The organism is Tunicatimonas sp., from assembly GCF_049647865.1.
In the GTDB taxonomy this organism is placed as follows: domain Bacteria; phylum Bacteroidota; class Bacteroidia; order Cytophagales; family Cyclobacteriaceae; genus Tunicatimonas.
Map to the genome: position 1 here is coordinate 1 of NZ_JBARYM010000107.1, position 13119 is coordinate 13119.

Genomic DNA, 13119 nt, shown 5'->3' on the forward strand with positions numbered 1-13119 from the left:
AAGTAGTAGATATTAAGATAAGCACCGACCCCTTGCGCTACGGATACCATTATTATGTATAAAATGGTTGACCAGGTAAAAATATTTTCCTGATTAAATAATATCGTATAAAATAACTGCAGTCCTACCCAGAACACAATGTGGTATAACTTGTACCGAACTACTGACTGGTACAACCGAGATTTTTTCCACTGAGAAAACAGAGTATTCATATTTCAAAATTGCTATAAAAAAGGTAGCGAAACAATTTCAGTTGACCAAATGCACCTCACGGCTGATAAGGCACACGAGGTGGATGGTAAAAGGTGAAAAGGTACGAGGTGCGGTTCTGTTTGTGCTCCTTAAACCCTTTACCCTACACCTGTTACCTTTCTTCCGTCATTTGTCAACGCTCCGCTGCATCTGGTCAACTAAGTTTCTTAAAGGCATATCTACCCACTTACTTTGAAGCATTCATTCACCAAAAAACCTATTGAATTATGAATGCTTTAAATTTAATTCCTCGATTCTCTTTATTGATACTTGGCTTAGTTATCACGTTGTCTGCTTCGGCGCAGATAAACCCGGAAGTGCAACAGCTTTTTTACCAAGGCTACTTAACCGCTAGCAAAGCTCCCTGGGAACAAGCCATAGAAAAAATCAATCAAGATGCTACTCTTAGCGAAACCGAAAAGTTACACGCTATTACAGAAGCGCAAATTGGCCTACTAGTCTACACCATGGCTAACCAAGACGAAGAAACCTACGATGCGGTAGCCGATAATTTAGAAGAAAGCCTAGAGGTTCTTCTTAACCAAGACGCTAAAGATGCCGCTGCATTAGCCAAGATGGCCCGACTGTACGGAGCAACAATGGCTTTTAATAGCTGGAAAGCAATGTATCTCGGACCCAAAAGCGAAAAGTTGGTTGATCGCGCTCTAAAAGCTGACCCAAAAAGCCCCGAAGCTTGGATGCAACGTGGTGGTTCACGAATGTTTACTCCAAAAGCATTTGGTGGCGATATTGATGAAGCTATTGTTGCCTACCAAAAAGCAGTGCAGCACTACGAATCTCAGCCGAACTATGCTAAAAACTGGCGGTATCTGGATGCATTAGCTTGGTTGGGACAAGCGTATCAACAAGCCGAGCAGCCGACTCAAGCTATTGAGACTTATCAGAAGGCACTAGAAGTAGAACCTAATTTTGGCTGGGTGAAATACACACTCATGCCCCAAGTTATCGCTCAATCTTCTAGCAAGTAGTATTAGGTGCGTAGTGTTATGGTGTTAGTGTATTCAGGCGGATATCACGCAATGTTCATGTAGACTTGAACGCTAAAAATCAAACCATAACACCGTAACACCACGCACCCTAACACCTCAGCACCTCAAAATTTAATCTCATGAAAAAGCTCTTCTTTACCTTCGCTTTCTTACTGAATTCTATTCTATCTCTTGCTCAGAGCCAAGTAACTATTCAAGGTAAAGTAATTGATGCAATAACTCAGGAGTCATTAGCCGGAGCAAGTGTTTACCCCTTGTCAGACTGGCAACAGGGCACGAGTACCGATAACGAAGGCAGTTTTACACTAGAAGTTACCGACAATGATACCTTGATGGTTACTTTTATTGGCTACGAACCTCAGGTAGTTTCAGCAGCCGAAAAAGAGCTTTTCGTAAAGTTAAAAGCAAATGTCCAAAGTATGGAAGCCATAACTGTAGAAGCATCTAGCTTAGTAGCGGAAGAATTCAGTATCAAGAAGATTGAACAACTGGAAATTTATACCAATCCCAATGCCAAGGCCGATCCTCTTTTAGCCGTTAATGCTCTTCCGGCGGCTACTACCTTAGACGAATCAGCCAGCATTAGCTTGCGAGGAGGTAGTCCGGCCCAAACCGGTATTTTTCTGAACGATGTGCCAGTGTACGATGCCGTTCGATTCGCTCAAGTGAATGGTATTGGTACGTTTAGCATTTTTAATACCGCCCTGATCAAACAACTGCAAGTATTTCCGAGTAACCCCCCGCTGGAATTTGGCAATACATCGGCTGGACTTATCTCTTTACAAACCATAGACCGAGTTCCGGAACGAACCAGTATCAATGCAGTAGTTTCTCCGGCAAATATTGGGGTTTATGCGAACGTACCCGTGCAGTCAAACGCTGGGGTAGCGCTATTTAGTAATTTTCAGCCATCGGGAATTATTCAAGCGATGAACCCGGAAGCGCTACGTGATCTAGAGCACTTTCAGACCTTAGACTTCGGTGCACATTACTTCCGCAAGTTAGGTGATAAATCTAATCTAAAGATATTCAACTACGCAGTCAGTGAAGGCTATCGATTTGCGAGCCGACATCCATCGGGTAACGATACATTTCAGCAGCGTAAGTGGCGTAATTTTACAATTGCTAACCTGCAAACGCAGTACGAACATTCGCTAGTAACATTTAATGGCGGCTTTAGTATCAGTGATATGCGTTTTTCGGTAGGTAACCTGAAGATTAATATGCAAAACCAAGACGTGTACTTTTCAGCCAACTACACCCGGTTTTGGGATGCTTGGACACTAAAAATCGGAGTTACCTACGATCATCGTCGGGCCAATATGGAGGGGCAGACTCCAGTGTTTGGTTATGCTCGCGCTCCCCGTCATCCAGTTCAACAATTTCAAAGTGTTCAGCATGCGAAAGCTCCCGAAGGTTACGTCTACGGAAAATATCAGCCTAATCAACGCTGGACGTTCGGGTTAGGGGTTCGGAAAAACGTGGCTATAAATGATCAGCCCAATTACCTTAGCTACCAGCTCAATACGCACTACCGACTGATGAAGCACCAAACGCTTACCCTCTCGGCCGGACGTTACCACCAACAAGTGATTCCGCAGTCAGAATTAGCCTCTGGTTTTTACCGCAGCGATCAGTTTTCGATCGACTACCAGTACCAAAGAAGCGGCAAAACAATATCGTTGGCCATTTTCTACAAAGACGACCGCCCCGGTAAGAACCAACAGCAAACCTACGGAGCCGAGGTAGCCGCTGATATCCGTTGGTCACCTAAACTAAAAACCCAAGTATCGTATACTTATCTGAATGCTACCATCCAAGAGAATGAGAACACATTTGCTTCGCCCTATGATCTGAATTATTTCGTGCGCGCTAGCTCTTCTTATCAGGTAAGTTCGCAGTGGTCACTAAGTGGTATTTTTATTCACCGGCAAGGTACACAGTATCAACCCGTGATAGGTCGCCAGTGGAACACCGATTTGGAAGTTTATGCTCCTGCGTACGCTCCTTTTAACCAAATTCAACGACTGCCCGATTACAGTACAGTAGACCTGAGTATTAGCCGAATATGTCCGCTTACTGAGAAAATATCAGCAGTATTCTTTGGGAATATTAACAACACGCTAAATCGCCAGAATGTACGAACTATCAACTACAGCCAGGATTATTCTCAACCTTTTAACGAACTGTTTTCACAGCGTGCGTTTTACGCCGGAGTCGTGTTACAGTGGCAATAAAGATGCTGATTATGGGTTACAAAGTTCTGAGTTTACAGTTTTGGGTTTAGTATTGATGCTAACTTATCTTAAAACTCTGAACACTAAACTTAAAACTTTATAGCACTTTGTTGTGAAACTTGTATCTTGTTTAGTCAGTTAAATAAGTAGACTGTTCTAAGCTATGTTAAAATTTATTATTATCTCGGTTTTATTTATCTACGTCGTTTACAAAGCCAGCGACTTTATCCTTCGTATGCTCGACGGTATTACTGGCGGGGGACGCCGGGTAAAAAATACTGATCGGCGAGGGCGTAGTTTTGGTCCGGAACACCGTCGTCAGCAGCAACAAAATCGCTACCACCAATCAAAAGGCGATGTCAACATTGACTATGTTCCTGAGGATCAGGATAAGAAGAATCCTTCCGAAGGTTTTAAAGGTGGAGAATATGTAGACTATGAGGATGTGAAATAATCGCTATTCTAACTGAAATTCATCAATCTCTCCGATACATTAGCACCTTATCATTATTTCGGGCAACCATCATCACGGGATTTTGATCTACCGCTAAGACCACAGCATCTCGTACTTCACCTTCTATTTCAATTCCTGACATGGTAGTAGATACTGGTCGAAAACGCCGTCGGCTAGAACCGGTTAAGAATACTCCTCGGCTTGCATTGTGGCGACCTACTTGAGGTTTTAGCGCGTAGAAATTTCCGCCTAACCAAATATCAGCGTGTCCGTCGTTGTTCCAGTCGTGCACAGCAATAGCAAATACTGGGGCTACCTGTGCTTCAGTGGGTAATGCTTGTAAGGAGAGTTGCGTACTATCGTTCCAAAGAACAGCGCTCTCCAAATACTCGGCCTCATACGCAATTGAAGCATTCCGGGTTGCTGGAGAAAACAACGATTCATAGGTCTGAGCAGCGTAATCCTCATTTTTCAGAATTTGCTTTCGTAGGTTCGGTAGTTGTTTAGTAAGTTCCATCTTAGTGGCAAACGGGTACGACTGATTGTCTTGAGGCGGATACCAATTCATTACAAACTCACTCTTGTTGTTCTGATCAAAATCATTCACAAACATGGTTAGTGGTTCTTGAGACGAAGCTTTAAACTTAGAATTTAGGCCCCAGTTTCCTAATACAAAATCAGCATCGCCATCCTGATCTAAATCGGCTGCCTCTACGCGCGTCCACCAACCATTACTATTCGCTAAGATCTGGCTTTCAGCCAACTGCCCCTGATTATTTCTAAAAATATGTACTCCCATCCAGTCACCCACTACTACCAAATCCTGGTCTTGGTCATTGTCAATATCAGCCCAAGTAGCATCAGTCACCATACCAACTCCGGCTAACGATTCGGGAGTAGCATCTTGCCATTTACCTTGATTATTTACTAGTAAGAAACTGCGTGGGGTGAGACCATAATTTCCCGGAATACAGCGCCCCCCCAGAAACAAATCTACGTCGCCATCTGCATCAAAGTCCTGAGCTTCTATGGTAGAAAAATTTCCAACGATAGGCGGTACTTGGCTCTCATCTAACACAAAGCGACCTTGCCCATTGTTCTCAAAGTAGCGTAAAGCAAATTGCTGACCACCTCGCTGGTATTCGTTGCCGCCGGCTCCCAGCATCAAGTCTAAGTCACCATCGCCATCGTGGTCAAACAAAGCCCCGCAACTGCTTTCAAACCCTTTAGTAGCCTGAAAATCAGGAATAATCAGCGGACGAAATTTACCGCCCGCGGTTTGTACAAATAGTTTATCCTCATCGTCAATAGCCCCGAGCAAAATGAAATCTTCTCGCTCATCACCGTTCACATCTCCGGTAATTACTTGGGGGCCTTCGGTAGAAAGCATGCGCCATAGCAAAATTTCGTGATCAAAATCATTATATGTATTCTCCTGATGTTGGGCTTCCCCCTGAATCAAATCCTGACTTACTTCAGCAAAAGCCGCAGGTGGCGTACCTCCTGAATTTTGGTTCGGAGCTGTTGGCGGTACAGCATCAGTATACTTCAGCGTAAGCGTTTGGTTGACTGAAACTTGGGTGAGCGTTTGCTGGGCACCGTCGGGCCAGACTACTTCTAACTGATCTACTGTTTCCGACGAACCAGTTCCAAAAGTGAGGTAAGGCTCTACGCTGCTTTCAAACCCTCGCGTAGTGTAATTTTCCAGGGTCTGCAAACTTGCTCCACTTCGTAGATTCACTTTCGTGCCAATGCCAAACGGGTTAGCAGCATATCCCTCAAGTTTGACTCTCAGATAATTGTTAGCTGTCTGCTCTGCCGTGTTTTGATACACAAAGGCAGGCATATTTACATTATTGACTACCAAATCAAGGTCACCATCATTATCTAGATCGCCGTAGGCCGCTCCGTTGCTGAAGGAAGGTTGAGCCAACCCTAGTGCTTCAGCCTGATTGCTAAATTGCAGATTGGCAGTATTTGAAAAGGCAAAATTCTTCAGTGGGTTAGAGGGCATTTGAGCAATTAGCGAAGGGTAGTCTACTTCTTCTTTCGCCGCCATTTTCCGATAGACGCCATTATCATCCAGGAAGTCCCGAAAATCCATATACATCAGGTCGCGGTAAATGCCGTTGCTTACAAATAGGTCTTTTCGACCATCGTTTTCAAAATCGAAGAACAACGCTCCCCAGCTCCAGTCGGTAGCCGCTACTTCAGCTAGCATACCCACTTCCTGAAAGTCACCCTGCCCATTGTTCAGATGCAGACAGTTTTGGCCAATTTGGTAATGATAGTTAGCCCGGTATTTCATGTCCTCCAAATGATAAGGATCAAAGGCTGACATTGCTTTAAGCCGATAGTTATCACCCGCCAGCATATCGGTAGTGAAGATTTCAGGATGGCCATCATTATTAATATCTGCCATATCTCCGCCCATGCTAGAAATAGAACAGAAGTTAATACGAGCGGGCAGTTCCTCTGAAAATGTTCCATTGCCCTGATTGATGTAGAGATAATCACGCTCCCAGAAATCATTACTCACGTAAATGTCCGGATAATGATCATTATTAATGTCACCAATCACGGTTCCCAGGCCAAAGCCAATAGCACTGCTGTAAATTCCTGTTTCTAAGGTTACATCTGTAAAAGTTTCGCCATCGTTTCGGTATAGTTTATCCCCACCTAACTCATCGGGCTTATCTCGCATACTTTTGTAAAGGTCAATCCGGCTAGGGTCTTTAAAGCTATTGTTCAGCAGGTAGCAATCTAAGTCGCCGTCTATATCATAATCGAAAAAAGCCGCTTGGGTAGAGTACCCTTGGTTATTGAGACCATACTTTGCGGCCTCTTCAGTGAAAGAAGGAAGACCATCTTTGGTTAGCTTTCCACTGTTGATGAATAATTCATTTTCCTTGTTATCGCCCGCTATATCACCCGAATTACTTACGTAGATATCAAGCCAGCCATCGCCATTTACATCAGCCATTGCTGCTCCGGTGCTCCAAGCTCGGCTGCCTGCTACACCAACCTGCTCGGTAATATCTTCAAATGTAAACGGGGCAGTCCCTTTTTTGCCTTGGTTAAGATACAGCCGATTACCGCCCAAATTGGCCGTAAAGTATAAATCGGCTAACCCATCATTGTTTACATCGCCAATGGCGACACCACCACCATTGTAAAAATTCCGGTAGGTAAGAATATTAAAATCCTTCTGATCTTCTACTTGATTGACGAAGCCGATACCCGTAGTCGTGCTATCTAATAGTTGAAAATGGGTAGCCGTTGGTGGCTTTTCGGGCGTAGCAGAAGCACTTTCTTCAGTCTCAGGCTGCGCACAGCCGAACGAGACGACTATCACCAGTAATAATAAACGTTGGATAAACGTGGCTATATTGATTGTTCTGTACATAGTAGTCAAATAGCAAATTGAGATAATCTAGCTGGGAAAAACACTTTTCCCATTAATACCCATGTACTCTCCCCAAAGTACCGGCTTGTTCATTCGGATACCTGTATCTAATCGCTTAACCGTCATACCCAGAAAGCGGAACAAATCATTAGCGTTATAGTACTGAGGATAAACTACATCTAAATAATTATCTTGGTCAAGGTCACCCAACCACGGAGTTGAATAAAAATTTTTAAATCCTTCCGACTGATCTATTACCTGATACTGATTGCGAGAGAAATCTATGGCCACCAACTGGGTATTTATGGTAGCCGGTGAACGAACTTCCTCCGATAACTGAAAGGCACAGTCATAGTCACCTACGCTTAAAATTGCTTCGTCTAATCCGTCATTATTAATATCATACACTACCGGAGAAGTTAGCGAGAAACAGCCAATAGAATCTTGGTAGGCAATAGTGCCGTCCTTTCCGTTGAGTACTACTTGTGTGGCGATAGTATAGTCGGGCCAGGTGCCCTGACTCATAATTGCTAAAAAATCAGGCGTTGCATCGCCAGTAAATTGCCCTACCGCAAAACCACTACTACATTCCATTTGGGGAAATGAACGAGTCCAGATACTTTCCATCGTTTTCCCATCAACTGCATGAACCTGACTAGCGTGCGATGCTATTACAATATCAAAGTATCCATCTTGGGTAATATCGGTAACAACCGGGGGGGCAATAAACCCATGAGTTTCTTCACTAACCAACACAGTCGCATTTTGAAGTCTCTGTGCTTTCAAATCGGCTAGGGTAGCTTGGTAAAGATGGCCGCCCGCGGTTTCACCGCCAGTGCCAAAAATGATAGATCCTTCGGTACGGTCAGGTTGAGTAAAGTACAAAGGAGACATATACGATTCCTGCCCGTCGGGCATCGTATCTGCTGCCAAGATAGTACCGGATTGCAAATCAAGTAGCATCAACACCCCTGGGAACCGATCGTTAATAGAGCCAGGTAGCGCATCCCAATTACCACCGTTCACCGTTAGCAAATCAGGATGTCCATCATTATTTTGGTCGGGAACCAGCGTACTGTTGTAAAAATTGTAGCGAGCGTACTGTAGAATTGAGTCATCCTCAAATACGTATTCGTACTTCCAGATGACTTCACCATTGGCACCATTTAGTGCCATTAAATTATGGTTTCGCCCGCCAATAAATATATCATCAATGCTATCGCCAGTAATATCGTAGAAAGTTGCCGAACCAACGATGCTGGCAGTAGCACTTTGCTGCCACAAAAGTTCACCGGTTTTTCCATCTAAAGCGACAACTCCGTATTCGGTAGAGGCTATTTCTTCGGTACCAGCTCCGAACACAATATCTAACGTTCCATCACCATTGAGGTCAGTAGCTTTAGGAGAAGACTGAGAACCAATCTGATACAGCGATTTAGACCAAAGCAATTTTGCCTCTCTGGATTGACTACAGGCCACTAGTAGCCCTGAAAATAAAAAGTAGGTAGCAGTTTTAATCGTCATTCAAATCCTGTCTAATACACACAATATTCTATCGCACCTAAAAACAAATAGCGGCACTGAAAAATTTCAGTGCCGCTATAATCAGTAGTTATAAAGCTAATTGATTAGTTCACATCCCACCACATGCGAGTCATCACATCGTCAGGTAAGGTAGCACCTTCAGTGAAGTTAGGATTACTAGCCACCTCAATGGAGAAATATTCAATTCTCCGGAAGATTTCTCCACCCGATACATTACCGGGATAGTTTACCGGAGTAAGCTCAGGAAAACCTGTTCGTCGCCAGTTGCTGTAGGCTTCGTACCATTGCATGAAATTAGCTGCCCAATGATGCTCGCCAATCATTTCGGCGGTACCGTCAAACGGGTTAGCCGCTAAATAATCATCAACGTCAGCATCTTCTACAACAAATGACTCATCAAAGATTGTCCACTGTTGCATAGAACCGCGCACACCAGCATTGAAGTGATCTTCGGCACTTCCGGTTGCCCAACCCTTCAGCACTGCTTCGGCTTGTAGAAATTCTACTTCGGCGTAGGTCATGAAGATGAAGGGATCATCAACATCTAGCATAGCAGGGTTTAGACGAGAGTAGGTAAGTTCCCGGTCAATGGCTTCGGAAACATCTTCAAACTCCCGAATAGTCTCTGCGTCGTATCCGTTAGGCATTCCCTTTTGGGCATCGTAATCGGTGATGTAGGGACCACCCCACACACCGATACCGCCACTATAAATCATCAGACGAGGATCGTTACGCTCTTTCAGCCAATCAACCAGGGTTTTGGCTAACATGTTATTAGCTCCCCAATCGTCAGGAATCATAGCACGAGAAAGACCATTCTGGTTAAACCACTGGCTAGGCCCTGAGGCCATTTGTAACCAAGCCATATCCTCGTTACTCTCCATTACACCACCGGCAATGGCTTTCTGTACGTATTCTTGAGCTGTAGCCGGATCAACGTTAGAGATTCGCATCGCCAGACGTAGCATCAATGAGTTGGCTAACTTTTTCCACTTATCATAGTCACCACCGTAAATCAGATCGGCATTGCCTACATCATCAGGACCAGTTCCAATGGTATTAGCTGCCGTTTCTAGTTTGGCTAACATATCTTTGTAGATAAACTCTTGCTCGTCATACTTCGGAAAGAAAATTCCTTCAACTCCTAAATTGGCTTCAGAATAAGGTACATTTCCGTGCAAATCAGTAACGATATGCATGGGAATGATGTACATTACTTGCGCCATCTGATTTAAATTGGTCCAGCTTGGATTCGTTCCGTCGGGTCCGGTTTGTCGGATTATTTCCGCCAGCGTCTTTAAAGCGTTGGGGTAGAAGAATCGCATGGTGCCATCGAAGCTATCCAGGTGACGCATGTATTTATCGCCCGAACCGCGCTCACCGCCTATTTGAAGCGTGGCCATCTGCTGAATTAACCCTGAGGCCAGATTCAGGTGTACCCTTCCGTTGATGAAGCGGTTTTCCGCTGACTGTACTATTCCCTGAGTGAACATAAACTTCCAGTCTAGTTCCAGAGCCGCTGTGGGATCATCATTTAATTCTACTAACTCATCGTTATCGCAGCCCGACAAAGGTATCAGACAGATGGTAGCGAAGAGTAGTACTATGCTTAAGTATTTCATTTCTATTACTCTTTAGTTTGTTACTTGATTAAAAACTTACCTTCAAATTAAATCCGTACGAGCGAGTTTGCGGAACTCCAAAGTATTCCAGCCCTTGAGAGTTGGTATTGTTATACATTGATTCCGGATCAACATTCTCCAGGTTGGTATACAAAAGCAACAGATTTCGCCCTACGAACGAAACCCGTACGGATTGTAGAGGCGTGTTAGCTAGTAAGCTATTAGGTAAACTGTACCCTAAACTTAACTGCCGAAGTTTGGCAAAGGCAGCATCGTAGATAAAGCGATCGGCAAGTCCAGAGTATGCTCCCCAGAAACCGGGAATTTCAGTTTCATCTAATGTTTTGGTGAAAGCTTCTCCATCTTGGTTAACTCCGGTAACCGTGAGTGACTCTCGCCCTTCGGACACAAAGCCTAGTCCGGAAGTAGGTTCTACGGTCATTCTATGTTTACCATCGGAGCCTACAAATCGGGCATTAGTACCAGAGTATAGCTCGGCGCCAGCTTTGAAGTCAACCAGGAAGTCTAGATACACCCCTTTGTAGGAAAAGGTGTTGGTTAACCCTCCGATATATTTATGAACCCCGTTTCCTAAAATAGAGGTTTCGGCCGATCGGATGGGCTGTCCACTATCCTCATTGAATACCGGTTGGCCGTCAATCATTAGCTGAGTGAATCCGGTGATTGTACTAAATCGTCGCCCTACAATATTCTCGGTAAAAGCCGATCGGGTCCGTGGTTCTCCGGTTTGGAAGGCGTTAATTCCGGGAGATAGAGAAACAACCTTATTGTTGTTCAGTGAGAAATTAAAGCGCACATCCCAGGAAAAATTAGACTTCTGAATGGGTGTACCGGTTAGCAATAGCTCAATACCACTATTTTCCATCTCACCAACGTTGATAGTTGTCTGCTCAAATCCGGAAGTTCGCGAAATCTGGGCATCCAGAATATCGTCGGTCGTCCTTTGTTGATAGTAGGTGAAATCAACTCCTAAGCGATTACTTAAGAACCGTAGATCAACACCGACTTCAAACTCAGTAGAAGTTAATGGAACTAGTAATTGGTTGGGGATAGCATTTTGGGAAATACTGGCGGTAGGTGTTCCTAAGTGGCCTTGCCCCAAACCATACGTTAAATTAAGCTTATAAGGGTCGGTATCGCCACCTACCTGCGCCCAGGAAGCACGTATTTTACCAAACGGAAGGAAGTTGCCATTGGCCAAGCCAAATAACTCCGTAAATACAAAACTACCTCCAATAGATGGGTAAAGTATACTATTCGTCTCTGGACTAAGTGTAGAGAACCAGTCATTTCGGGCCGTACCAGTTAAATAGATGATATCTTTGAAACCAACATTAACTGAACCAAATACTGAATTAATACCTTTCTCGTTAAAGCCGTATCCGGGACTCTGATTAGCCAAGTTGGCGAAAGTATTAAAGAATGGGATATTGAAGTTATTACCACTCAGCGTTAGTCGTTCGTAAGATCGACGCATAATGTTTCCTCCCACAAAGGCATCTACTGAAATTTCACCGTAGTTATCTTTGAAGCCAATAATGCTTTCTATATTGGTTTCGCGGATCCGTTCTTCCTGCTCGGTCATGCTACCACGACGCTGATAACCCGTACCGAACGGGGTTAGGTCAGTCTCTCTACGAGTGTACCAGTCCATGCTAAAGCGACCCTGAGCATACAGGAAGTCGGTTACGTCAAAACGTACTACGTTAGAAGTAATAATTCGGTCCCGAATATCATCGTTTTCAAATTGATGAGCAGCCCACCAGGGGTTCTGGTTCCAAAGGTCATTAGATATCTGATATTCTTCGCCAGGACCTTTGCCATCGGGCAGCGTTACTCCTTCCGGCACTGCTCCCAACTTATTGGGATCACCTCTAAGATCATCTACATCATAATTGTTAGGTAACCTTAGAAGCCCTTGAGGAGCATTACCAGGCGAGTCCGATATTCGAGGGCGATTTTGGGCGTTCTCGTTGGAGTATAGCACCTTAGAGGTAACCGTTATTCGGTCAGCGTACTTACCATTATAAGATAAAGTTACATTGTTCCGAGTAAAGCCAGAGTTAGGTATGATACTCTGATTATCCAGACGAGAGAAATTCAGGCGAACCCGCTGAGTTTCACTTCCACCGGAGAAGCCGATAGTATTGGTGAAGGTAGTTCCTGTTCGGTAGAATGAATCGAAGTTATCACCTACATACGAGTAAGGACGTTCTACCCCATCAAACTGAGGAACCAGGCTGCCGTCTAAGCGACCACCCCAGTCACCAGTGCTGAAGTCAAAAGCCTCAGCGCCGGTAGTAGGTACTCGTCCTTGACTTCCCTGTCCGTACTGAGTCTGAAGATCAAATAGGTCAAACATATCTTCAAACACGAAGTTGGAGTTGAAGTCAACGCCAATACCAGGGCGGTCTTTACCACTTTTAGTCGTAATTAGAATTACCCCATTAGAAGCCCTCGAACCATAAAGTGCCGCGGCATTCGCCCCTTTTAGCACACTAATATTTTCAATGTCGTCGGGATTAATACTAGAAGTACCATCTCCTTCGTCGGAACCACCCCACAAACCAGC

General features: G+C 44.4%; 8 protein-coding genes. 3 read left to right on the plus strand and 5 right to left on the minus strand.

The window, feature by feature from the left end; translation table 11 throughout:
* Window positions 1-212 (minus strand): hypothetical protein (locus WBA23_RS03555; protein ID WP_424580872.1); only part of this gene is annotated, 212 nt, incomplete at its 3' end.
* 267 nt (window positions 213-479) lie between these two features.
* On the opposite strand from WBA23_RS03555, the gene WBA23_RS03560 reads away from it, so the two are divergent.
* The 3 genes from WBA23_RS03560 to WBA23_RS03570 all read left to right on the plus strand — a co-directional run bounded on the left by WBA23_RS03560 (window position 480) and on the right by WBA23_RS03570 (window position 3953).
* A complete protein-coding gene (locus WBA23_RS03560; RefSeq protein ID WP_424580873.1) occupies window positions 480-1241 on the plus strand; it encodes a tetratricopeptide repeat protein in 762 nt (253 codons plus the stop codon).
* A gap of 140 nt (window positions 1242-1381) precedes the next feature.
* On the plus strand, window positions 1382-3499 hold the full coding sequence (locus tag WBA23_RS03565) for a carboxypeptidase-like regulatory domain-containing protein (protein WP_424580874.1): 2118 nt from the start codon (window positions 1382-1384) through the stop codon (window positions 3497-3499).
* Window positions 3500-3662: 163 nt separating this feature from the next.
* On the plus strand, window positions 3663-3953 hold the full coding sequence (locus WBA23_RS03570) for a DUF4834 family protein (protein ID WP_424580875.1): 291 nt from the start codon (window positions 3663-3665) through the stop codon (window positions 3951-3953).
* Window positions 3954-3975: 22 nt separating this feature from the next.
* Here the strand turns inward: WBA23_RS03570 and WBA23_RS03575 are convergent, their stop codons facing one another.
* The 4 genes from WBA23_RS03575 to WBA23_RS03590 form a co-directional block, all read right to left on the minus strand.
* Window positions 3976-7359: a VCBS repeat-containing protein gene (locus WBA23_RS03575; protein WP_424580876.1), complete on the minus strand. Its 3384-nt coding sequence runs from the start codon at window positions 7357-7359 to the stop codon at window positions 3976-3978.
* Between the two features lie 27 nt (window positions 7360-7386).
* Window positions 7387-8883, minus strand: a complete 1497-nt coding sequence (locus tag WBA23_RS03580) for a PQQ-binding-like beta-propeller repeat protein (protein WP_424580877.1) — start codon at window positions 8881-8883, stop codon at window positions 7387-7389.
* Between the two features lie 104 nt (window positions 8884-8987).
* Window positions 8988-10526 (minus strand): SusD/RagB family nutrient-binding outer membrane lipoprotein, encoded by a 1539-nt coding sequence (locus WBA23_RS03585; protein WP_424580878.1) that lies wholly within the window; start codon window positions 10524-10526, stop codon window positions 8988-8990.
* A gap of 28 nt (window positions 10527-10554) precedes the next feature.
* Window positions 10555-13119, minus strand: a 2565-nt coding sequence (locus WBA23_RS03590; RefSeq protein WP_424580879.1) for a SusC/RagA family TonB-linked outer membrane protein, incomplete at its 5' end; no start/stop codon positions are given.

Bases quoted from the DNA above. Each gene is read 5' to 3' on its own strand.
- WBA23_RS03560 (WP_424580873.1), top strand. From the start codon at position 480: ATGAATGCTTTAAATTTAATTCCTCGATTCTCTTTATTGATACTTGGC.
- WBA23_RS03565 (WP_424580874.1), top strand. From the start codon at position 1,382: ATGAAAAAGCTCTTCTTTACCTTCGCTTTCTTACTGAATTCTATTCTA.
- WBA23_RS03570 (WP_424580875.1), top strand. From the start codon at position 3,663: ATGTTAAAATTTATTATTATCTCGGTTTTATTTATCTACGTCGTTTAC.
- WBA23_RS03575 (WP_424580876.1), bottom strand. From the start codon at position 7,359: ATGTACAGAACAATCAATATAGCCACGTTTATCCAACGTTTATTATTA.
- WBA23_RS03580 (WP_424580877.1), bottom strand. From the start codon at position 8,883: ATGACGATTAAAACTGCTACCTACTTTTTATTTTCAGGGCTACTAGTG.
- WBA23_RS03585 (WP_424580878.1), bottom strand. From the start codon at position 10,526: ATGAAATACTTAAGCATAGTACTACTCTTCGCTACCATCTGTCTGATA.